Below are 22,308 nucleotides of genomic sequence, written 5' to 3' on the forward strand. Positions count from 1 at the left end.
GACCTGCCTCACTTCATCGGCTCGACCGCAGGCCGCGTCTTCCACAGCGAATAGGCGATGCCGGCGCCGAGCAGACCGAAGGTGATGCCGAGCGAAATCGCGGGCGGAAACTTCTCGAGCCCGAGCAGGTCGGCCAGGAAGATCTTCGAGCCGATGAAGATCAGCACCGCCGCCAGCGCCAGCTTGAGATACTGGAAGCGATCCACCATCGCGGCAAGCGCGAAATAGAGCGCGCGCAGGCCGAGGATCGCGAAGATGTTCGACGTGTAGACCACGAAGGGGTCGGTCGAGATCGCGAAGATCGCGGGCACCGAGTCGACCGCGAAGATGACGTCGGCAAACTCGATCAGGATCAGCGCCAGGAACAGCGGCGTCATGAACCAGGTCGGCTTGCCGCGCGCATCAGGCTGGCGCACGAAGAAGCGCTCTTCGTGCAGGCGGTCGGTGACGTCGAAGCGGCGGCGCACCCAGGCCAGCGCCGGGTTGGCGCCGATGTCGTGCGGCGTGTCCTTGAACACCAGCATCTTGATGCCGGTCGCGACCAGGAACAGCGCGAACAGATACAGCACCCAGCTCGCCTGGGCGACGATCGCGGCGCCGAGCCCGATCATGATCGCGCGCAGCACGATGACGCCGACGATGCCCCAGAACAGCACGCGGTGCTGATAGGCGCGCGGGATCGAGAAGTAGCTGAAGATCATGGCGATGACGAAGACGTTGTCCATCGCCAGCGCCTTCTCGATCGTGAACGCGGTGAGATAGGCGGTGCCGGCCTCGGCGCCGATTTGCCACCATACCCAGGCGCCGAAGGCGAGGGCGAGCATGATGTAGATGCCGCTCATGACGAGGCTCTCGCGTACCGAGATCTCGCGCGTCTTGCGATGGAGGATGCCGAGATCGAAGACGAGGAGGGCGAGCACGATTGCGAGGAAGGCGAGCCACATCCAGACGGGCTTGCCGGCAAACGCGATGAGCAGGAATTCCACGACGGGTCCCTCTTTCAAGCCGGTGAGATTGATGTCAGGTCCGACATCGTGAGCGCACCGGCAGCTTCACCAGAGGGGCCCGGACCAGGGGTAGGCGACGGACGTATGTGTCTGCCGATTGGTTTTCAAGAGCCTGCGGTTTTCAAGAGCCCGCCGTTCGCATCTGCGTTCAGCAAGATGGACGGCGAGGTGCGACAGAGTGTCTGCTGCCCGGCGGCCGTCTTGCGGCCGTGCGGCGGTGAACTAATTCCAGAGGGCCGGAGATCCGGGCCCCTCTGATAGTCCGTGAGACTATGATGTCGGACTCTCTTTCATGACCGCTGCCGCTGGCGGTATTGCGCACTTCGGGCGCTATTGAGGAGTTTGACGAGATGCGGCCCCACGCGTCGCTTGTTGCTATCGGGCCTTGCGGCTCTCGCCCCCACATCACCATCCCAACAATCGTTACCCCGCTGAAACCTCCCGGCATCGCCTGGATGGGCGGCGGTGATCGTGATGGAACCGGAGCGCCTGCTCGCCACTTTGTATGGAACCTGTGCGCTGGAGCGCGCTGGCATTTTGTGTACGGGAGACAATCGTGACCACGGGGGGTGACCAGGTATCGATCGCGAAGGCGCCGCCGTCGCGCCCGGCCGTGGCAACGCGCCGCCTCTTGATGATCATCAATCGCGGCAGCCGCTCCGGCGGCGAGGCGGCCGGCGTTGCCGTGTCGCGGCTGAGCGCAGCCGGCTATGATCTCGTGATCTCGGCGCCGCATAGTCCGCGCGAGGTGGCGCCGTGGATCGAAGCCCATGCCGACGATGCGGAAGCGGTCGTCGTCGCCGGGGGGGACGGCAGCCTGAACGCGGCTGCGCCTGCACTGCTCAAGACAGGCCTGCCGCTGGGCATCATTCCGGCTGGCACCGCCAATGACCTTGCCCGCACGCTTGGCCTGCCGGCGGATATGGAGGCCGCGGTCGATGTGATTGCGGCCGGCCATCGCCGCCGGATCGATCTCGGCGAGGTCAACGGGCACCCGTTCTTCAACGTCGCCAGCCTCGGCTTGAGCGCCGAGCTCGCGCGGCAGCTGACCAAGGAAACCAAGCGGAGGTTCGGCCGGCTCGGCTATGCGCTCACGGCGCTGAAGGTGCTGACCAATGCACGGCCGTTCCGCGCGATGATCGTATCGTCCGACGGCGCGGTGCGGGTGAAGACACTGCAGATCGCGGTCGGCAATGGCCGCTACTACGGCGGCGGCATGGCGGTCGATCACCGCGCCGAGATCGACGATTCCCATCTCGATCTGTATTCGCTGGAGATCGGCCGCATCTGGAAGCTGCTGGCGATGGCCTATGACTTCCGCAAAGGCCGCCACGGCCTGTGGCAGGAGGTGCGGGCCTCGCGTGATACATCGTTCGAGATCCGCACGCGCCGTCCGCGCCGGATCAATGCCGATGGCGAGCTCGTCACCTTCACGCCGGCGCGCTTCTCCGTGCTGCCGCGTGCGGTCACGGTGTTCGTGCCCGAGGTCGCAGCGCAGGACCGCACCTGACGCGCGGCCGCTTGATCCGCCGTTCGCGGACACTCGATTTCGACTGATCACCCGATTGAGAGACCCATGACCAAGCAGACCCGCTTCAATCTCTGGTACGCAATCGTCGCGATCTTCGTCGCGATGATGATCCACAATGCGTGGACGAGCTATCGCCAGGTCGCCGTCATTCCCTACAGTCAATTCCAGGACCTGCTCGCAGCCGGCAAGGTGAAGGAGGTCGGCGTCTCCGAGAACTACCTGGAAGGCACGCTGAAGGAGCCGCTGCCCAGCGGCCAGTCGCGCTTCGCGACGACGCGCGTCGACCAGGAGTTCGCCAAGGAGCTCAGCAAGGCCAACGTCACCTTCACCGGTCGCGTCGAGAGCAATATCCTCGGCGACATCCTCTCGCTGGTGATGCCGATCGCGCTGTTCTTCGGCGTCTGGTACTGGCTGTCGCGCCGGATGATGGGTGGCGCCGGCGGGCTCGGCGGCGGCCTGATGCAGATCGGCAAGAGCAAGGCCAAGGTCTACGTCGAATCCAACACGGGCGTCCGATTCGACGACGTTGCCGGCGTCGACGAGGCCAAGGACGAACTGCGCGAGATCGTCTCGTTCCTGAAGGATCCGAAATCCTATGGCCGTCTCGGCGGCCGCATGCCCAAGGGCGTGCTGCTGGTCGGCCCGCCCGGCACCGGCAAGACGCTGCTCGCCAAGGCGGTCGCGGGCGAGGCCGGCGTGCCATTCTTCTCGATCTCGGGCTCGGAATTCGTCGAGATGTTCGTCGGCGTCGGTGCCGCGCGCGTGCGCGACCTGTTCGAGCAGGCCCGCGCCAAGGCGCCCGCGATCATCTTCATCGACGAGCTCGATGCGCTCGGCCGCGCCCGCGGCATGGGCCCGTTCGCCGGCGGCCATGACGAGAAGGAGCAGACTCTGAACCAGTTGCTGGTCGAGCTCGATGGCTTCGATTCCTCGACCGGCCTCGTGCTGCTGGCAGCGACCAACCGGCCGGAGATTCTCGATCCGGCGCTGCTGCGGGCCGGCCGCTTCGACCGCCAGGTGCTGGTCGACCGGCCCGACAAGCCGGGTCGCATCCAGATCCTGCAGGTGCATCTGAAGAAGGCCAAGCTCGCCGCCGACGTCGATCCGGAGAAGGTCGCGGCGCTGACGCCCGGCTTCACCGGCGCCGATCTCGCCAACCTCGTCAACGAGGCGACCTTGCTGGCGACGCGGCGCGGCGGCGACGAGGTCACGCTCGATGATTTCAACAATGCGATCGAGCGCATCGTCGCCGGATTGGAGAAGCGCAACCGGCTGCTCAATCCGAAGGAGCGCGAGATCGTCGCCTATCACGAGATGGGGCATGCGATCGTCGCGATGAGCCTGCCGGGCACCGATCCCGTGCACAAGGTGTCGATCATCCCGCGCGGCGTCGGCGCGCTCGGCTACACCATCCAGCGCCCGACGGAAGATCGCTTCCTGATGACGCGCGAGGAGCTCGAGAACAAGATGGCGGTGCTGCTCGGCGGTCGCGCCGCGGAGCTCGTGGTCTACGGCCATCTGTCGACGGGCGCCGCCGACGATCTGCGCCGCGTCACCGACATCGCGCGCTCGATGGTGACCCGCTACGGCATGTCGGAGCAGTTGGGCTCGGTCGCCTATGAGCGCGACAACCAGTCGTTTCTTGCGCCGGGCGTCTCACGCAGCGCCGAGTATGGCGAGGCCGCAGGGGATGCGATCGACGCCGAGGTGCGTGCGATCGTGACGAACGCGCTGGAGCGCACCCGCAAGCTGCTCCAGGACAAGCGCGACGTGCTGGAGCGCGCGGCGCGCCGCCTGCTGGTCAAGGAGACGCTCGACGAGAGCGAGCTCGCCGCCCTGCTGAAGCAGGACCAGCGCGCCGGCGATCTCGTTGTGGCAGCGAAGCCGATATAGTTGTCGAGTCGGGGAGCAAAGGCGCGGCCGTGCGGTCTCCAGGGATTGTGTAGCGCCGTGCCCATCGTCTTGGCAATGAGCTCGCCGCACGACGATGGGCACGCTGCCGGCTGACGGCGGCTGCTTTGCCCACCCTACGGCGGCCACGCTCACCGCCGCGGCCACATCCGGGCCAGCGCCTCGTCCTTCTTGACAAACGCGTGCCAGAGCGTGGCCGCAATGTGCAGGCCGACCACGAGATAGACCAGATAGGCCAGCGTATCATGCGTGATCTCGCCGGCATGGGCGATCGTCCTGTCGCCGGCGAACAGGCGCGGCCAGCTGAAGGTCCCGAAATAACGCAGCGAATAGCCGCCGGCCGACGAGAACATGTAGCCGGTGACGGGCATGATCAGCAGCAGCGCATAGAGCGCCCAATGATTGAGCTGCGACAGCGCGCGGACCATCGGTCCGAACGTGGCCGGAGCGGCCGGCGCCGTGGTGCGAGCCCGCACGATCACGCGGAGAATGGCCAGCATAAACAGCGTGACGCCGAGCGATTTGTGAACCTCCAGCAGCTCCCGCCGCGGCGACGTCCCGGCCGGCTGAAGGCCGCAATACAGCCCGATCAGCATCGCTGCGATGAACAGCAGGGCGGTCGCCCAATGAATCCATCGCAGCAGGGGATCGTAGCTCGCGATCGTCTCGGGCATGTCGGGCTCGTCAGTGGTGAATTCCGGCGACCTGCTTAGTCGCGGATCTGACCTCTGTCGAAGGATCAGAGGTCGACGACGAGATGTCGGACAACCGCACAAAGGCATCTGCTGATCATTTTTGAGTGATTCCATGCGTGCCGCTCTGTCAGTCGCGCCTCGATAAGCCGTCCCCCGTTCGATGACTGCATTGGATCAAGCGACGATGTTGCCTTGCGGATGACGGGCGGTGCTGAGAACTGAGCGGGTGGTCCTGCGGGCTCGCGCAGGGATTGTGCCTTGATTTTCCTGCAATTGCGGACCAATCTCCCTGCCGGCATTCTGGTCGGGGGGCCTCGTGTCCAATCCTGTTGCAAAGAACATCGTGCTGTTGTCGGACGGGACCGGCAACAGCGCCAAGGCCGTGTTCAAGACCAATGTCTGGCGCCTGTTCCAGCTGCTGGACCTGCGCGATCCGCGCCGGCAAGTCGCCTTTTATGACGATGGCGTCGGAACGTCCTCCTTCAAGCTGTTCGCAGCCCTCGGCGGCATCTTCGGCTTCGGCCTGAAGCGGAATGTGATTGCGATCTACAGCTTCTGCTGTCGCAACTACAAGCCGGGCGACCGCATCTACTGCTTCGGGTTCAGCCGCGGTGCCTTCACCATCCGTATCGTGGCGGCAATGATCGCGGGGCAGGGGCTCGTCGCCTACGACGACAATGAAGCCGATCTCGCCCGGTTCGCCGCAGACGCCTATCGCCGCTATCGGCGTCGCTACAATAGCGGAATTCTCAGATATCTCGGCAAGATCGGCCTGGACCTGCGCGGAGTGCGCGACTGGGGAATTAGAACGCTGCGCAGAGTGCAGGGCGTGGCGCTGCAGGCTCCGCCAGCAGTCGAGGTCGAGAGCGTGCATTTCGTCGGCATTTGGGACACCGTTGACGCCTACGGCGGGCCGATCGAGGAGATGACGCGCGCCATTGACTATTGGATCTGGCCGCTGTCGATGCCGGACCAGTTCATGAATTCCAAGATCCATCGCGCTTGCCACGCCCTCGCGATCGAGGAGGAGCGTGACGCCTTCCGCCCGGTGATCTGGGATGAGCGCTATGTGTGGGGACGGGACGAGGCTGTTTCAGGCCGCAGTGACAAGAAGGACTGGCTGTTCGGCATCGACCACGATCCGCGCAGCGCGGCTGCGAAACTGGCCGAGCCGCCGCCGCATCTGCGCACCGATCTGCCGCCACGTGACCGCGAGCGCATCAGCCAGGTGTGGTTTACCGGCGTGCATTCCGACATCGGCGGCGGCTATCCGCAGGATGGCCTTTCCTATGTGACGCTCGATTGGATGCTCGACCGCGCCCAGGCCTATGGTCTCGTCTATCTCGACGGGCGGCGCAGGCTGCTCTACGATCCCGAGATCGATCCGCTCGACACGCTGAACGACTCGCGCAAGGGGCTTGCGGCCTACTACCGCTACAAGCCGCGCAATCTGCGCGAGATCTATGACGCGCCGCCCTACAAGCTATCGCTCCGGTACGATGTCAGTCGCATCAAGTGGCTGCTTCATTCGCCGTTCAAGGCCCAGACCGGGCTTCTTGCTGACGATCTGCATCCGAGCCTGCCGCAGCCACCTCTGCCGCCGGTGAAGCCGACGATCCACCGCACCGTGTTCGAACGCATTGGGTCGGGTCCCGATCACTATGCACCGGTGGTCGTACCCGCCGCTTACCGCGTCACGGATGAGACCGATACGCCGGTCGATGCGCTGCATCCGCTCGATCACGGGCACGCGCGGACGCGGGTGCAGGACGATGTCTGGAATTGGGTCTGGCTGCGCCGCGTGGTCTATTTCGCCACCATGTTCGCGCTGCTGTTCGTCGCGGCGATCCCATATTTCGTCATCTATTGGCCGCGCGTGCTTTATGAGCCCTTGCATGGGCTGGTAAATCCGCTGGTCAACGGAGCGGCAGCCTTCTTGCCCAAATTTCTCGACCCATGGTTCGTCGCGTTTCGGGATTCGCCGGGTTTGCTGGTGGTCGGTGTGGCCGCTGCGCTCGGCTTGACGGCGTGGGGCACCTCACTGCAGCGAACGATCCGCGACGCCGCACGCATCGCCTGGAACGATCCATCCCGGCACAAGCCGGTGACCGGCTGGCGCGCGACGGTTTATTCGCTGCGACGCCAGGGCTGGTATGTTGCCGGTTTCTATCTGCTGAAAACGTGGATCTTCCCGTTCGCCATCATGTTCTGGCTGTTCTGGTGGCTGGGGTTCGGCGCGGCCAATACGGCCGGGCTGTTCTGCAAGGAGACGCTGAGGCCGATCGAGGTCGAGGAGACAGAGATCGGCGCATACCCTGGTGGAAGCATCCGGCCAGTATTCGAGACGCGTCACCATTGCTATCCGACAGCGCTGACCGTGGCGCAGGGCGAGACCTATCAGATCGTGCTCGACGTCGGGGAGGCATGGAGCGACGGCGGCATCCCTGCGACTCCGGCCGGCTTCGGTTACGGCACCTGGACCCAATTGCCTGGGATACCCTTCAAGCGGCTGATCTGGTCGAACTGGTTCGCACCGATCGTGCGGGTGGGCAGCACCGGGCTGGAGGAGCATCTCCCGGCTTTCCAGCAGGAAACGCCCGGCAGCAGCCGCTGGACAGCCAGGTTCACGGCCCGCAGCGATGGGGAGGTGTTCGTCTACGTCAACGACACGTCCATCATGCTTCCTTGGCTGCTGTTGTATCGATTCTACTTCAACAACAAGGGCAACGCGGTCGTCTCGTTGAAGAAGCTGTAGCTGCAAGCGCTGCCAGGTCTGGCACTTGTCGAGCGTGACGTCGTCACGCTTCAGATGCTGCGCGGCACGGGCTGGTGTTGGCGTCGGGGCTGGGTAGGATACAGGCATTGATCGACTGCGAAGAGTACCATGACCCGACGAAGCTGGACAGGATGGACCGCACGCTTGGCGCTCGCCGCCGTCACGCTCGCCGGTGCCAGCGCCCATGCCGCCGAGCGGACGATGTCCTGGGACAGCGGCTGCCGTTTCACGGTCCGGTACGATCCCGCCAAGCACGACGAGACGCGGCTGCGCAACACCGTCCGTCTGCTGTTTGGCCCGTCCGATTTCGACTCGCCGGGCACGTTGCCGGCATTCGACCCGAAGGCGGTCGCGGCGCTCGACGCCGACAAGATCGACCGCGCCTGCAAGGCCACGCTCGACGCTGCCGCGCGGCTGGAGTTCATCGCGCTGCCCGGCATCGATGACTATCGGCGCGCCAGGGTGGCGGAGCTGAAGGACAGTTGCGATTTCGACCTGGTGCAGACCCGCGGATTCAAGACGCCCTCTACGCTGCGCGACTACCAGCCTGCCGCCGCCTGTGCAAAGTTCGTCGACGCGATCGAGGGCAAGACCGACCTGCAGCAGATGTTTCGCCAGACCGTCGACAAGGGCTGTGCCGACAACGCCAGTCCGAAGGCCTGCGTCGCTCGCTACGCCGCCGAAGCGCAGAAGCCGGACGGCCAGGAGCGCATGCGGATCTATCTGGTCAATTTCGGCTGGACCAATTGCGCTATCAACTACAACCTCCGCAACACCGGCGAGACGAAGATGGAGGCGATGCGGAGCGCGCTCGAGACGCAGTTCCGGAAGATGTTCAAGGTCAGGCAGGACAAGGTCGAGGAGGCGGACTGACGCGGCGTCCGCCTGCTCGACCTGGGATCAGCCTTCGCCGAACACGCGCCGGAAGATCGTGTCGACGTGCTTGAGGTGATAGCCGAGGTCGAACTGCTCGTCGATCTCGGCGTCGGTCAGGTACTTCTTCACGTCGGCATCGGCCTTGAGCAGGGTGCGGAAGTCGCCTTCGCCGCGCCAGACCGGCATCGCGTTGCGCTGGACCAGTCTGTAGGAGTCCTCGCGGCTCGCGCCCTTCTGGGTCAACGCGATGAGCACGCGCTGCGAGTGGACGAGGCCGCCGAGCTTGTCGAGGTTCTTCTCCATGTTGGCCGGGTAGACCAGGAGCTTCTCGATCAGGCCGGCGAGGCGGATCAGCGCGAAGTCGAGCGTGACGGTGGCATCGGGGCCGATCATGCGCTCGACCGAGGAGTGCGAGATGTCGCGCTCGTGCCAGAGCACGACGTTCTCCATCGCGGGCGTCACATAGGCGCGCACCATGCGGGCGAGACCGGTGAGGTTCTCCGACAGCACCGGATTGCGCTTGTGCGGCATCGCCGACGAGCCCTTCTGGCCCTCCGAGAAGAACTCCTCGGCTTCGAGCACCTCGGTGCGCTGCAGATGGCGCACTTCGGTCGCCAGGCGCTCCACGGACGATGCGATGACGCCAAGGGTCGCAAAGAACATCGCGTGGCGGTCGCGCGGAATCACCTGGGTCGAGATCGGCTCGGGGCTGAGGCCCATCGCCTTGGCGACGTGCTCCTCCACCCGCGGATCGATCTGCGCGAAGGTGCCGACGGCGCCGGAAATCGCGCAGGTCGCGACTTCCTTCCGCGCGGCGACCAGGCGCTCGCGCGCGCGAGAGAATTCGGCATAGGCATAAGCGAGCTTGAGACCGAACGTCACCGGCTCGGCGTGGATGCCGTGCGAGCGGCCGATGGTCGGCGTCATCTTGTGCTCGAAGGCGCGCGTCTTCAGCGCCGCCAGCACGCGGTCGAGATCGGCGAGCAGCAGGTCGGCCGCACGGGTGAGCTGGACGTTGAGGCAGGTGTCGAGCACGTCCGATGACGTCATGCCCTGGTGCACGAAGCGCGCCTCGGGACCGACGATCTCGGCGAGATGGGTCAGGAAGGCGATGACGTCGTGCTTGGTCTCGCGCTCGATCTCATCGATGCGGGCGACGTCGAAGGTGGCGTCCTTGGCCTTGGCCCAGATCGTCTTGGCGGCCTCCTTCGGGATCACGCCGAGCTCCGCCAGCGCGTCCGCCGCATGCGCCTCGATCTCGAACCAGATCTTGAACCGGGTCTGCGGCTCCCAGATCGAGGCCATTTCGGGACGGGAATAGCGGGGGATCATCGACGGCGCTCCGAGGCGGGAGGGAAGGTGGGCGGGACCAAGCGTCCGCGCCGGCATTTTACGCCGCGCTTTACCAGAGCGGCCGGATCGACACAAACGGCGGTCTTTCCGGCCGCTCGGCATGCCGTTACCGGATCATAATACCATTTTCAAAAAATCGCGCTGACAGATATTGAAATCTGTCAGCGCGATGGTGTATGTCGATCCTGCCATCTTGCTTAAGACCAACTTCCACTGTCTGACCTTGGGTTCAGCGGTTTCAACTGCGAAGGACCGCTTCGATGAAGATTGAAAAGCGATTGTTGCACTCACAATTTCAGGACTGGCTGAATCTCCAGGTCGCGCGTCACCTGGAGGCCCAGGCCACCAGGTTTCGCGCGCCATCGTCCACCGACCAGGCTGAGACGATCCAGATCAAGGCGAATACGTCCGACGCCGATATGGTGCACGCATGAATGAGGCCGTGGTTCTGACATCCGAGCGCATCCTCGAAGTTACCGAGGACGTGTTGCGCCGTTATGGGCTCGCCAAAGCGACGGTCGTCGACGTCGCGAGAGCGCTCGATGTCAGCCACGGCTCCGTCTACCGTCACTTTCCGAGCAAGGCGTCGCTGCGCGAGGCGGTTGCCAAGCGCTGGCTCGAGCGGGTCAGCGCGCCGCTGGCGCAGATCGCGGCCGAGCCGGGACCGGCGCCGGCGAAGCTGGAGCGCTGGCTGCGCGAGCTGTTCGGCGCCAAGCAGAAGCGGGTCTGTGAAGATCCGGAGATGTTCGCGACCTATCTCACCCTGGCGCGCGAGGCGTGCTCGGTGGTCAAGGCGCACAAGCAGAACCTGATCGCCCAGGTCGAGGGCATGATCGCTGAGGGGGTCGCGCAGGGGACGTTCGATGTCGCTGATCCCAAGACCGCGGCCGCGGCGATCTTCGACGCGACCCGAAGCTTCCATCATCCCGCCCACGCTGAGGAATGGGGCGAATGCACCTGCTCGGCCCGCGTCGATGCCGTGCTGACCCTGCTGCTCCGTGGACTTCAGGCACGCTAGGCGCGCGCTCATCCGGGCTACAAATCCGTCAGCCCGCTGGTCACCGCCAGCCGCACCAGCTGCGCATCCGTCTGCAGTCCCGTCTTGGCCTTCACCAGATAATGATAGTTCTGCACCGTCTTGACGCTGAGGTGCAGGTTCGTGGCGATCTGCTCGGTGGTGAGGCCCGACGCGAACTGGCGCAGGATTTCGATCTCACGCTCGCCGAGCCGGTCGAGCACGGTCTGCTGCGGATCGAGACTGTCGGCGGCCAGCACATGGGCGACGTCGTCGCTGAGCGCGCGCTCCCCGCTGATCACCATGCGGATGGCACGGACCAGCGCCGACGGCTCGCTGCTCTTGGTGACGAAGCCGCTCGCGCCGGCGGCGAACGCCGCCTTCACCAACGGCGCCTCGCCATGCATCGAGAACACGAGGATGCAGGCGCGATTGTCGCGAGCGCGGATATTGCGGATCGCCTCCAGCCCGCTGGCGCCCTTCATCGAGATGTCGAGCACGACCACGTCGGGCGCATGCGCCTTGAACGCGGCATAGGCCGCCGCGGCGCTGTCGGCCTCGGCGATGACTCGAAACCCGTCCTGGCTCTCCAGCACGCGGCGATAGCCTTGCCGGACCACCGGGTGGTCGTCGACCAGCAGGATCGAAATGCCTGTGCGCTCGGGCATCCCCGTAATCTCAGGCGGCCAGTGGAATTGTCGCGGAGACGCTGAGCCCGCGCGCGGCCGGTCCGATCGACAGCGAGCCGCCGACGGCGGCGATGCGCTCGCGGATTCCGGTCAGGCCGAAGCCGCTCGATTGCGCCAGCAGGGTCGCATCGCCGCCGCCGTCGTCCTCGACTGAAATCAGCAGCGCACCGTCGGGCCCGGAGCGCCGCTCGACCCGCAACGACACCTCGCTCGCACTGGTGTGGCGCAGGGCGTTGGTCAGGCACTCCTGCGCCATCCGGTAGGCGGTGACCGCGACCGGGCCCTGGATGTCGGCGAGATCACCGTGGAGGTCGAGCCGGATCGCCGGTCGCGCGGCGTGCTGATAGTTCTCGGTCAGCGCGATCAGGCCTGCGGCGAGGCCGAGCTCCTCGGTGAGCGGACGGCGCAGTCGGCTCAAGGTGCCGCGCAGGCACGCCATCAGATGGCTGACGGATCGCGTGATCATGCGTGCGTCCTGGGCGATCTGATCGTTGCGGCCGTTGCCGGCGCTCTCGATCGTCGAGGCAAAAGCGAGGATCGCCGTGAGGTTCTGCCCGAACTCGTCGTGCAGCTCGCGGGCGAGCGCCCGCCGCTCCTCGTCGCGGATGTCGAGCAGGCGCTCGGTCAGCGCGGCGCGCTGCTCATTGGCCTGCGCCAGCCGGTCGCCGAGCTCGCCGACGGCGCGGCCGATCATCGCGAGCTCCATCGAGCGGAAGCGCGGCAGCGAGGGGCGGTGGTCGCCCTCGGCCATCCGCTGCAGCGCCGAGACGATGCTGCGCGCCGGCGCCAGCGCATGGGCGATCGCCAGCGAGGCCAGTACGCCGATCGCGACCGCCATCGCCAGCGCCACGCCAAAGCTGTCCTGGATGCGCAGCCAGGCGAGCTGGATCGCCGCATCGGGATCGGCGATCGCCGAGACGGTTCCCGCCGTGGTGGCGCGCGCGCTGATCGGCTGCGCGACCGCCGCGTGATCGCCGAGGATGGCTTCCACGGCGCTTGAGAACCAGCGCGGCGGCGCGGCGCCGAGGCCCTTGCTCTGGCCGCACAGCGGCTTCTCGAATGCGGCCTCGGGCTTGAACTGTACGCAGATGCCGGGCGCGATCAGCTTCATGGTCTCGGTCGTGCGCCAGTCGGGCAGCGGCAGCAGCCGCTCGCGCGATCGGTTGCCGCGCAGCAGCAGCTCGCGCCAGTACAGCGCCTCCAGCGCCTGCGAGACCCGGTCGGCCGATGCCGCGGTGGCGCGGTCGACGCTGCGATAGGCGTCAACGGTGACCCATACGGCCGCGGCGGCCAGACACAGCAGCACGATCAGCGCAAGGCGCGCAATGAGCTGGAGCACGAGACGCATGCGATCCTCTCCACGGCTTTTGCCGCAGCGTAACAATGGGCTGGTGCTCCGCCAAGCAAATGCACTGCAGCAAGCGGCAGGTTGGGAAATTTTCCCGAGAGCCTCGAGGCAGATGTCTTTGGACGCTGTTCCGCTGCTCTGCTTAACTCGTCTGCGAAGCGCCGAACGAAACGGCGCGCATCGGGAGTTCATGCATGAGCGTGGTCAGCAGTGCCGAACGAGTGGAACCTGCGCGCGACGCAGCCGAGCGCGGGCCGCTGCTGCTCTGGATGATCTTCACCGGCCTCACGATATTCGCCGCCGTGGTGCTCGCCCGCTACGGCTATTTCCACCTGATGGTCGCCTCCGACCGCACCTACATCTCCAGCGTCATCGCCGTGCTCTACGTCGCCACGTGCTGCCATTGCTTCTGGCGCACCAGAGCGATCGCGCGCGAGGCGGATGCGGCGCGGCGCTGCCGCGCCGTGCTGATCGGGCCCGATGCGGCGCGCGCGCTCGAACCTGATGCGCAGTTGCTTCCCAAAGGGCTGGTCACCAACCACATCCGCAGCCTCGTCACCAAGGCGCGGACGCAAGGGGCAGGGCGGCTCGACCAGACGCTGCTGCTGCGGACGCTCGCCGACCGCCTGCGCGGCTCCAACGGCTTCGGCGGCTTCGCATCGGACACGCTGATGAAGCTCGGCCTGCTCGGCACCATCATCGGCTTCATCATCATGCTGGCGCCGATTGCCGGCCTCGACGTCAACGACAAGCTGGCGATGAAATCCTCGATGGGGCTGATGAGTGACGGCATGGCGGTGGCGATGTACACGACGCTCGCCGGCCTCGTCGGCTCGATCCTGGTGCGCATCCAGTACTACATGCTGGACGCGGCGACCGGGCGCGTGTTTTCGGACGCGGTCATGCTCACCGAGACGCGGGTGACGCCGCGGCTCGAGCGCGCGATGGATCGCGCGCCGGAGCAGGGCGCATGATGGACGATTTCGGGCTCTATCCGCGCGAGGAGCAGTTCGACCCGTTCAGCGTCATGCTGTTCAAGGCGCTGCAGATCGTCGCGTTCTTCTTCTTCATCGCGGTGCTCGCGATCTCGCCGGACGCCAAGGACGGCAAGGTCGACTCGAAGGCCGAGTTCCTGATCACGATGGACTGGCCGGATAACCATCCCGACGATCTCGACCTGTTCGTGCAGGACCCCGTCGGCAACATCGCCTGGTACCGGCATCGCGAGGCCGGCTTCCTCACCCTCGATCGCGACGACCGCGGCGGCGCCAACGATTTCATCCTGGTCAACGGTCTGAAGATCCCGTCGCCGATCCGCGAGGAGATCGTGACCATCAGAGGCATCGTCGCCGGCGAATACACCGTCAACATCTCGCATTTCCAGAACGTCAGCGGCGCGCCGGTCGAGGCCACCGTGAAGGTGCAGAAGCTCAACCCGACCGCGCAGGTGATCTTCGACGACAAGGTCGTGCTCGACCATTCCGGCGACGAGAAGACGGCGCTGCGCTTCAAGCTCAATGCCGAGGGCAAGGTGATCGACGTGCAGCGCCGACCGAAATCGCTTTTGGAGACGTTCCGCAGCAATTGGCGCAACGGCGCCGATCTCGATCCCAAGACCGGCGTCAGGGTGATCAGGCGATGATGAGCAGTCTGCAGACCGTCATCGTCACGCTGTCCGTGTGCTACGCGCTGATCGGCGCGCTGCTCTTGCTGGTGCTGGTCTATGCAAGGCTGCCTTGGCAGGCCAAGGCGGTCGCCGTGGTCATCACCAGTGCGTTCTATGTCGGCAGCTTCGCCGGCGCCCGCGGCCTGCTCGGCTGGGCCAGCGTCGACCGGCTGCCGAGGAGCTTCAAGGTGCTGCAGGTGCGGATCGTCGATCCGCACTCCGTCGAGGGCGATCCCGGCGCGGTCTATCTGTGGGTCGAGGCGCTGGACGACGACAACCGTCCGAGCGGCGTGCCGCGCGCCTATCGTATTCCCTACAGCGACACACTTGCCGACAAGGCTCAGCACGCCGCCGACCAGATCGCGGCGGGCCATCCGCAGGGCGGTCGCGCCGCCGATTTCGGCACCGGCGACGGCGGGGTCATCGACGCCGCGCGCGAATACATTCTGCCGAAGACGATCATCGAGACCGCCGGCGGTGATCCCTCCACCGGCGAGTTCAAGGCCGCCAAGAACGCCGGCGACGGCGTCTCGTTCACGCCACTGCTGCCGCCGCGCATGCCGCCGAAGGACGAGCAGTAGGCGGCTGCAGCCGTATCCTCCCGCGCGAAGCTCGCGCGCGGGTGATGGCGAGCATCGGGACGTTCCTGGCACGGCGCCTCGAGCTCAAGGTCAACAAGGTCAAGAGTGCGGTCGCCAGACCGAACCACCGCAAGTTCCTGGGCTTCGGCTTTACCCAGGGAAGACAGCCGCACCGGCGCATCGCAGGGGACCTGCAACGCTGACATTCCGCATCTCTCCGCCTATCTTGTTTGATGTTCCTCAAGTCTCGTGTGGCCACGGCCGCTAGCCTTGAGAACCGGAGGACACGGGTGCTGCTGGCGATTTTCACCGATATCCATGCCAATCGGCAGGCCTTCGCGGCCTGCCTGGAGGCGGCGCGTGCGCGTGGCGCGGATCGTCTCATCTGTCTCGGCGACATCGTCGGCTATGGCGCCGATCCAGAATGGTCGGTCGACACCGTCATGGAGATCGTCGCCGGTGGCGGGCTGGCGGTGCGCGGCAACCACGACAATGCCGTCTCGACGGCAAGCGAGAGCATGAATGCCGAGGCGCAGGCGGCGATGGAGTGGACGCGCGGGCGGCTCAGCGCCGAGCAGCGCCGCTTTCTCGCCGAGCTGCCGATGAGCATCGGTGACGACGACCGGTTGTTCGTGCATGCGGAGGCCTCGAGCCCGCCGCGCTGGCGCTATGTGCAGTCGTCGGCCGACGCGGCCCGCAGCATGATCGCGACCGAGGCGCAGGTGACGTTCTGCGGCCACATCCACCGTCCGGCGCTGTACTCGATGTCCGCCACCGCGAAGATGACGAGCTTCACCCCGACCGCCAACATGCCCATTCAGCTGTTGCGCGGCCGGCAATGGCTGGCCGTGGTCGGCTCGGTCGGCCAGCCGCGCGACGGTGATCCGGCCGCGTCGTTCGTGACCTTCGACACCAGGACCCGCGAGCTGACCTATTGCCGCGTGCCCTATGACGTCGAGGCGGCGGCGCAGCGCATTCGCGACAACGGCCTGCCGCCCTGGCTGGCGCAGCGGCTCTCGATGGGGCGCTAGAGCATGACGAAATCAAGGCTCAAGCCGGGCGTCGTGATCGACGGCTTCACGGTGGGTGAATGCGTGCATTCCGGCGGCATGGCGACGTTGTGGAGCGTCACCCATCCGGACATCGACCGGCCCATCCTGATGAAGGTGCCGCGCGTCTCCGAGGGCGAGGATCCTGCGGCGATCGTCAGCTTCGAGATGGAGCAGATGATTCTGCCAAAACTGTCGGGACCGCACGTGCCGGCCTGTTTCGGCACCGGCGATTTCGCCACCCAGGCCTATGTGGTGATCGAGCAGATTCCAGGCGATACGCTGTACAAGCGGCTGCCCGAGCTGCCGCTGGCTTACGAGGAGGCGCGGGTGCTGGTCGCGAAGATCGCGACCGCGCTCGCCGATATTCACCGGCAGCACGTCATCCATCACGACATCAAGCCCTCCAGCATCATGTTCCGGCCGACGGGGGAGGCGGTGCTGATCGACTACGGCCTGTCCTGCCACAAGCACTTGCCGGATCTCTTGCAGGAGGAGTTCCGCCTGCCTTACGGCACCGCGCCCTACATGGCGCCGGAGCGCATGATGGGCACGCGTAGCGATCCGCGCAGCGACATCTTTTCGCTCGGCGTGCTGCTCTACTTCTTCACCACCGGCGTGCGGCCGTTCGGCGAGACCGAGACCCTGCGCGGCATGCGCCGGCGGCTGTGGCGCGATCCCTATCCACCGCGACAGCTGAAGCCGGACTATCCGCCGTGGCTGCAGGAGATCGTGCTGCGCTGCCTGGAGATCGAGCCGGTGTGGCGCTATCCGACCGCGGCGCAGCTCGCCTTCGATCTCGGCCATCCCGACCAGGTCAAGCTGACGGCGCGTGCGGAGAAGGTCAAGCGCGACCCGATCACGGCCGTGTGGCGCCGCCGCTTCAACCGCGGCCTGGTGCAGCCGGAACAGAAAACATCCGACGTCGCGGTGCAGATCGCCTCCAGCCCGATCGTGGCGGTCGCGATCGACACCGTGGAAGGCGGCGAGGAGCTCAACGGCGCGCTGCGGCTGACCGCGCAGCGCATCCTCGCCACTTTGCCCGCGGCTCGGCTCGCCTGCGTCAACGTGCTGAAGCTCGGGCGTCTCACCATCGACCGCACCCTGGACGAGGAGGGCAACAACAAGCACATCGACCGCATGGTCGCGCTGAAGCACTGGGCGACGCCGCTCAAGCTCGACGCCAGCCGGCTGACGGTGCACGTGCTGGAGGCGGTCGATCCGGCGGCCTCCATCATCGAATTCGCCGAAGCCAACCAGGTCGACCACATCATCATCGGCGCCCGCCGCGATTCCGTGCTGCGCTCGCTGCTCGGCAGCGTCTCGGCGAAGGTCGCCGCGGAGGCGGGGTGTACGGTGACCGTGGTGCGGACACGGCTCGCGGCACGGGAAGCCGAGGGCGACGATGATGATGCGCCGGCAAGGGTCGTGTCGGGGGAATGATGGACATGCGATGAAGATCCACGGCGCCTCCAAGCACGACAGTCAGAACGGCATGCACAGGCTGAAAAGTGAGGCGCGGCTGCGGTTGCGTTTCGAAAGTTCCCCCTCCAAAGTGATCCGGCGCGTGCGGAACGTGTCGGTTTTTTTCTGAGGGGGGACGATCAATGGCGGCAACGGATGTGAGCATGGCGGGGACAGCCGCGCCGAAGCGAGGCCTGTTCGGCTCGCTCTTCTTTCAGGTCGTGGCTGCGCTCGTGCTCGGCATCCTGATCGGCGTCTTTGCGCCCGAGACCGCCCAGGGGCTCAAATTCTTCAGCGACGCTTTCCTGCGTCTGATCGCCATGGTGGTCGCGCCGATCGTGTTCTGCGTCGTCGTGCACGGCATTGCGAGCGCCGGCGATCTCAGGAAGGTCGGCCGCGTCGGCGTCAAGTCGCTGGTCTATTTCGAGGGCATGACCACGATCGCGCTGGCCTTCGGCCTCGTGCTGGCGCTGGTCTTCAGCCCCGGCCACGGCATGAACATCGACGTCTCCAAGCTCGACGCCAAGCAGCTCGCGAGCTTCGCCGACAACGCCCACAAGCTGCAGGGCGGCGGCTTCGGCGGCTTCATCCTCAACATCATTCCGCCGACGGCGTTCGACGCCTTTGCCCGCAACGACGTGCTGCAGGTGCTGTTCTTCGCGGTGATCTTCGGCGTCAGCCTGGCGCTGGTCGGCGAGCCCGGCAAGCCCGTGGTCGACCTGATCGAGTCCGTCGCCAAGGTGCTGTTCAAGGCGATGGGGCTGATCGTGCGCGTCGCGCCGCTCGGCGTGCTCGGCGCCATCGGCTTCACCGTCGGCAAATATGGCGTCGGCTCGCTCAAGCAGCTCTTGGCGCTGGTCGTGCTGTTCTACGTCTCGGTGGCGCTGTTCGTCGTGACCGCGCTTGGCCTCGTGATGCGCATGGCCGGCCTCAGCCTGTTCAAGTTCCTGCGCTATTTGAAGGAGGAGCTCCTGATCGTGCTGGCGACGGCGTCGTCCGACTCGGTGCTGCCGCAGATCATGCGCAAGCTCGAGGCGATGGGCGTCAAGCAGGAGGTCGTCGGCCTGGTCATCCCGACCGGCTATTCCTTCAACCTCGATGCGTTCTCGATCTACCTGACGCTCGCCGTCGTCTTCATCGCCCAGGCCACCAACACGCCGCTGTCGGTCAGCGACCTGCTGCTGGTGCTCGGCGTGTCGCTGGTCACGTCCAAGGGCGCCCATGGCGTGCCCGGCTCGGCCATCGTCATCCTGGCCGCAACGCTCGGCGCCGTGCCGGCGATCCCCGCCATCGGTCTGGTGCTGGTGCTGTCCGTCGACTGGTTCGTCGGCATCGCGCGCGCCGTCGGCAACCTGATCGGCAACTGCGTCGCCACCGTCGTCGTCGCCGCCTGGGAGGACGACCTCGACCATGCCAAGGCGAAGGCCGTGCTCGACCGCGGCACGGCGGAAGAGGTGGAGTATCAGGGGGCGTGAGGGAGGATCACTAGGGGGAGAATGAGGGAGCGAGTACGGCGTGGATTGGTCGATCGCGCGATCGACCCGGTGTTCGAGGCCGATGAGGAGAAGCTCTTCGTCGGCGGTTGCGGCCGAAGATTCGACGAGCGCATCAGGTGGCAGTCTTGCGATAGCCGATGTCGTGGCCGCATTCATAGCGGCCGCTCGGATCATGATTGCGCAATTCGTAGACCCGCTGCCATGTGCTCTCCCACGCGCCTTCGGCGGTCAGACAGGTCCGGGTTCCGTCAGCATCGATGTTGATCACCTTCCAGATTAGAAGCGCCACGCAGGCGAAAGAATCGAAAAATGCATCCAGAAACGAGGTGAACCAGCCGGAGTCCATGCCCATATGGCGGAACTCCGGTTCGTGCGCAGAACTCACCAGGCCCCAGGGGCAGCCCGGTCCGAAGCCGTGCTCACAATAGGCGATCTCGGCACCGGATTGTGCATCGCGAAGCACGAACCAGCAGGGATATTGCTCCCCCGGTTGGCCATAGTCCCAATCGCGCAGCACCATGTGAGGTGCGACGAGCATGCCGCGGATATGCGAGAGCACACGCTTGTCGGACAGCTCAGCCAATTCCCCTTCGATCAAGCTCTCCAGGCGTTCGGGAACGGTCGACATCAGCCGTGTATCCAGGACTCATTCAGCGGATGCTGCTGGCCTTCACCTGAACGGCCGCAGCTTCATGTGCCGGTTGGCGTCCTTGTAGAGCAGGTAGCGGAAGCGGCCGGGGCCACCGGCGTAGCAGGCCTGCGGGCAGAAGGCGCGCAGCCACATGAAGTCGCCGGCCTCGACCTCGACCCAGTCGCGGTTGAGCTTGTAGACCGCCTTTCCCTCGAGCACATAGAGCCCGTGCTCCATCACATGCGTCTCCAGGAACGGGATCACGGCGCCGGGCTCGAAGGTGACGATGTTGACGTGCATGTCGTGGCGAACGTCGAGCGGATCGACGAAGCGCGTGGTGGCCCAGCGGCCCTGCGTCTCCGGCATCGCGGCAGGGGCGATCGTCGCCTCGTTGGTGACGAAGGCCTCGGGCACGGCGATGCCGGGAACGGCCTCATAGGCCTTGCGGATCCAGTGGAAGGTCGCGGGCGCCTGGCTGTCGTTGCGCATCGTCCACTTGCAGGACGGCGGCAGGAAGGCGTAGCCGCCATGGCCCAGGCGATGCTCTTTGCCGGCGATGGTGAGCATGATCTCGCCTGACACCACGAACAGCACGCCCTCGGCCTCCGGATCCGGCTCGGGCTGGGCGCTGCCGCCGCCGGGCGAGACCTCGACGATGTATTGCGAGAACGTTTCCGAGAAGCCGGAGAGGGGACGCGCGATCACCCAGGTTCGCGTCTTGTCCCAGAACGGCAGCGCCGAGGTGACGATGTCGCGCATCACGCCCTTCGGGATGACGGCATACGCCTCGGTGAACACGGCGCGGCCGGTCAGCAGGTCGGTCTGCGGCGGGTGGCCGCCATGCGGCACGAAGTAGTTCGGCTTGTCCATCATCGTCTCTCCACGGCGCGGATGATCAACCGGCGCGCCATCGGTCATCAGGGAATGGCAAGGTAGAGCGGCTCGTCGAGCCACAGCTCCTCGAGATTGTCGGGGCTGATGCGGTCGACCACCATGAAGCGCGAGGCCTCGTCGAACACCAAGAGCGGATGATGCCAGACGTTGCGCGCGTAGTTGACGCCCTGGCGGCCGGTTGCCGTGAAGGCCCGGTAGCTCGCGGGATCGCGCGGATCGGCGCAGACCAGCACCAGCCACGGCCGGTCCTGCAACGGCATGAACAGCTGGCTGCCGAGCGGGTGCCGCTCCATCAGCTTGATCTCGATCGGCAACGGCCGCGGCTTGGCCTCGAACAGGCTGATGTTCACGGCCGCGCCGCCCGATGTCACGTCGACAGCAGCGAGGCCGTTGCAGCGGCGGGCGAAGCCCTGGTTGATGTCGATGGGCTGGGCGCCATCGGTCTCGACGACGTCGCCGAAAGCAGCGAAGGCCGCTTTCGTCAGCGGCTGCGGCGTGAGCGTGTGCATCCCGTCTCGCGTGCCTCAGATCGCTTCGCCGCGCGCCAACGCGGCGGCGCTGCGGATCGCGGCGATGTTGCTGCGATAGGCTTCCATCGTGCCGCCCTTGAACACGGCGGAGCCGGCGACGAAGGCATTGGCGCCGGCCGCGGCGAGCGCGCCGGCATTGTCGCGGCCGACGCCGCCATCGACCTCGATATCGATCGGCCGGCCCGCGGTCATCGCGCGCAGATCCTGGATCTTGCCAATCGCCGAGGGGATGAAGGCCTGGCCGCCGAAGCCGGGATTGACCGACATGATCAGCACGAGGTCGACGAGGTCGAGCACATATTCGATGACGTTGAGCGGGGTCGACGGGTTGAGCGAGACGCCGGCCTTCTTGCCGAGCGCGCGGATTGCCTGCAGCGAGCGATGCAGATGCGGGCCGGCCTCGGCGTGGACCGTGATGTGATCGCAGCCGGCCTTGGCGAAGGCTTCGAGATAGGGATCGCACGGCGTGATCATCAGATGCGCGTCGAAGATCTTGGTGGTGTGCGGACGCAGCGCCTTGATCACGTCAGGGCCGTAGGAAATGTTCGGCACGAAATGGCCGTCCATGACGTCGAGATGGATCCAGTCGGCGCCGGCGGCATCGACGGCGCGCACCTCCTCGCCGAGCTTGGAGAAATCGGAGGCCAGGATCGATGGTGCGATGACGAGCGGACGCGGCGTGAAGGACTGGGTCATGGGCGGCTGTTCCAGGACGATCGGGGATGTCGCCGTATCATGCAGGGCCGGCTGCGGCAACGCGAGCGGGAAAAATCTGCCGGGCGCGGCACGATCTGCC

General features: G+C 65.9%; 22 protein-coding genes. 13 read left to right on the forward strand and 9 right to left on the reverse strand.

The features are described from left to right. Nucleotides 1-8 precede the first annotated feature (8 nt). Complete coding sequence (locus ACQR03_RS01180; protein WP_316225232.1) at nt 9-986, reverse strand: TerC family protein; 978 nt, start codon at nt 984-986, stop codon at nt 9-11. A 577-nt stretch (nt 987-1,563) separates the two neighbouring features. On the opposite strand from ACQR03_RS01180, the gene ACQR03_RS01185 reads away from it, so the two are divergent. Together ACQR03_RS01185 and ftsH are read left to right on the forward strand one after the other, a co-directional pair. After that, complete coding sequence (locus ACQR03_RS01185) at nt 1,564-2,517, forward strand: lipid kinase (RefSeq protein WP_315749338.1); 954 nt, start codon at nt 1,564-1,566, stop codon at nt 2,515-2,517. Between the two features lie 66 nt (nt 2,518-2,583). After that, complete coding sequence (gene ftsH, locus ACQR03_RS01190) at nt 2,584-4,431, forward strand: ATP-dependent zinc metalloprotease FtsH (protein ID WP_315714798.1); 1,848 nt, start codon at nt 2,584-2,586, stop codon at nt 4,429-4,431. 149 nt (nt 4,432-4,580) lie between these two features. Here ftsH and ACQR03_RS01195 read toward each other — a convergent pair whose 3' ends face one another. After that, nucleotides 4,581-5,123, reverse strand: coding sequence for a cytochrome b (locus ACQR03_RS01195; protein WP_316194587.1), 543 nt, complete (start codon nt 5,121-5,123; stop codon nt 4,581-4,583). A gap of 337 nt (nt 5,124-5,460) precedes the next feature. Here ACQR03_RS01195 and ACQR03_RS01200 point away from each other — a divergent pair, with 337 nt between their 5' ends. Further along, nucleotides 5,461-7,899 carry a DUF2235 domain-containing protein gene (locus ACQR03_RS01200; RefSeq protein ID WP_315714796.1) on the forward strand — a complete coding sequence of 813 codons (2,439 nt, stop codon included), beginning with the start codon at nt 5,461-5,463 and terminating at the stop codon, nt 7,897-7,899. 129 nt (nt 7,900-8,028) lie between these two features. Next, nucleotides 8,029-8,793 (forward strand): hypothetical protein, encoded by a 765-nt coding sequence (locus tag ACQR03_RS01205; protein ID WP_434841533.1) that lies wholly within the window; start codon nt 8,029-8,031, stop codon nt 8,791-8,793. 27 nt (nt 8,794-8,820) lie between these two features. On the opposite strand, the gene purB is transcribed toward ACQR03_RS01205, so the two are convergent. Next, nucleotides 8,821-10,128 (reverse strand): adenylosuccinate lyase, encoded by a 1,308-nt coding sequence (purB, locus tag ACQR03_RS01210; protein ID WP_434841532.1) that lies wholly within the window; start codon nt 10,126-10,128, stop codon nt 8,821-8,823. A 281-nt stretch (nt 10,129-10,409) separates the two neighbouring features. Here purB and ACQR03_RS01215 point away from each other — a divergent pair, with 281 nt between their 5' ends. Both ACQR03_RS01215 and ACQR03_RS01220 read left to right on the forward strand, forming a co-directional pair. Beyond that, nucleotides 10,410-10,583 carry a hypothetical protein gene (locus ACQR03_RS01215; protein WP_316170297.1) on the forward strand — a complete coding sequence of 58 codons (174 nt, stop codon included), beginning with the start codon at nt 10,410-10,412 and terminating at the stop codon, nt 10,581-10,583. Continuing rightward, nucleotides 10,580-11,167 (forward strand): TetR family transcriptional regulator, encoded by a 588-nt coding sequence (locus tag ACQR03_RS01220; protein WP_316164442.1) that lies wholly within the window; start codon nt 10,580-10,582, stop codon nt 11,165-11,167. Before ACQR03_RS01215 ends, ACQR03_RS01220 begins: the two co-directional genes overlap by 4 nt. 17 nt (nt 11,168-11,184) lie before the next feature. On the opposite strand, the gene ACQR03_RS01225 is transcribed toward ACQR03_RS01220, so the two are convergent. Together ACQR03_RS01225 and ACQR03_RS01230 are read right to left on the reverse strand one after the other, a co-directional pair. Then, nucleotides 11,185-11,832, reverse strand: coding sequence for a response regulator transcription factor (locus tag ACQR03_RS01225; RefSeq protein WP_315714791.1), 648 nt, complete (start codon nt 11,830-11,832; stop codon nt 11,185-11,187). Nucleotides 11,833-11,842: 10 nt separating this feature from the next. Continuing rightward, nucleotides 11,843-13,201, reverse strand: a complete 1,359-nt coding sequence (locus ACQR03_RS01230; RefSeq protein WP_315749346.1) for a sensor histidine kinase — start codon at nt 13,199-13,201, stop codon at nt 11,843-11,845. 194 nt (nt 13,202-13,395) lie between these two features. Here ACQR03_RS01230 and ACQR03_RS01235 point away from each other — a divergent pair, with 194 nt between their 5' ends. The 7 genes from ACQR03_RS01235 (at nt 13,396) to ACQR03_RS01265 (ending at nt 19,436) form a co-directional block, all read left to right on the forward strand. After that, entirely contained in the window at nt 13,396-14,175 is a 780-nt protein-coding gene (locus tag ACQR03_RS01235; protein ID WP_315714789.1) for a MotA/TolQ/ExbB proton channel family protein, read from the forward strand. Further along, nucleotides 14,172-14,843 (forward strand): hypothetical protein, encoded by a 672-nt coding sequence (locus ACQR03_RS01240; RefSeq protein ID WP_315714788.1) that lies wholly within the window; start codon nt 14,172-14,174, stop codon nt 14,841-14,843. The genes ACQR03_RS01235 and ACQR03_RS01240 overlap by 4 nt, the downstream gene beginning before the upstream one ends. Further along, nucleotides 14,840-15,448: a hypothetical protein gene (locus ACQR03_RS01245; RefSeq protein ID WP_315749351.1), complete on the forward strand. Its 609-nt coding sequence runs from the start codon at nt 14,840-14,842 to the stop codon at nt 15,446-15,448. Before ACQR03_RS01240 ends, ACQR03_RS01245 begins: the two co-directional genes overlap by 4 nt. Before the next feature lie 44 nt (nt 15,449-15,492). Further along, nucleotides 15,493-15,651, forward strand: a complete 159-nt coding sequence (locus tag ACQR03_RS01250) for a hypothetical protein (protein ID WP_316203822.1) — start codon at nt 15,493-15,495, stop codon at nt 15,649-15,651. 87 nt (nt 15,652-15,738) lie between these two features. Further along, nucleotides 15,739-16,479, forward strand: coding sequence for a metallophosphoesterase family protein (locus ACQR03_RS01255; protein ID WP_316170295.1), 741 nt, complete (start codon nt 15,739-15,741; stop codon nt 16,477-16,479). 3 nt (nt 16,480-16,482) lie between these two features. Continuing rightward, nucleotides 16,483-17,940 (forward strand): serine/threonine protein kinase, encoded by a 1,458-nt coding sequence (locus ACQR03_RS01260; RefSeq protein ID WP_316170294.1) that lies wholly within the window; start codon nt 16,483-16,485, stop codon nt 17,938-17,940. Between the two features lie 164 nt (nt 17,941-18,104). Further along, the gene (locus ACQR03_RS01265; protein WP_315714783.1) at nt 18,105-19,436 is read left to right on the forward strand and encodes a dicarboxylate/amino acid:cation symporter; all 1,332 of its coding nucleotides are present in this window, start codon (nt 18,105-18,107) and stop codon (nt 19,434-19,436) included. 133 nt (nt 19,437-19,569) lie between these two features. Here ACQR03_RS01265 and ACQR03_RS01270 read toward each other — a convergent pair whose 3' ends face one another. From ACQR03_RS01270 to rpe, 4 genes are read right to left on the reverse strand one after another with little or no spacing between them, the layout of a single operon-like run. Then, nucleotides 19,570-20,085, reverse strand: a complete 516-nt coding sequence (locus ACQR03_RS01270; protein ID WP_315714782.1) for a hypothetical protein — start codon at nt 20,083-20,085, stop codon at nt 19,570-19,572. Between the two features lie 42 nt (nt 20,086-20,127). Next, nucleotides 20,128-20,958: a bifunctional allantoicase/(S)-ureidoglycine aminohydrolase gene (locus tag ACQR03_RS01275; protein WP_315714982.1), complete on the reverse strand. Its 831-nt coding sequence runs from the start codon at nt 20,956-20,958 to the stop codon at nt 20,128-20,130. A gap of 47 nt (nt 20,959-21,005) precedes the next feature. Further along, a complete protein-coding gene (locus ACQR03_RS01280; protein WP_434841531.1) occupies nt 21,006-21,491 on the reverse strand; it encodes an ureidoglycolate lyase in 486 nt (161 codons plus the stop codon). 15 nt (nt 21,492-21,506) lie between these two features. Further along, nucleotides 21,507-22,208, reverse strand: a complete 702-nt coding sequence (gene rpe, locus ACQR03_RS01285) for a ribulose-phosphate 3-epimerase (protein ID WP_315714981.1) — start codon at nt 22,206-22,208, stop codon at nt 21,507-21,509. Between the last annotated feature and the right edge of the window lie 100 nt (nt 22,209-22,308).

It is taken from the genome of Bradyrhizobium sp. HKCCYLS3070 (genome assembly GCF_051167575.1).
Taxonomy (GTDB): Bacteria; Pseudomonadota; Alphaproteobacteria; order Rhizobiales; family Xanthobacteraceae; genus Bradyrhizobium.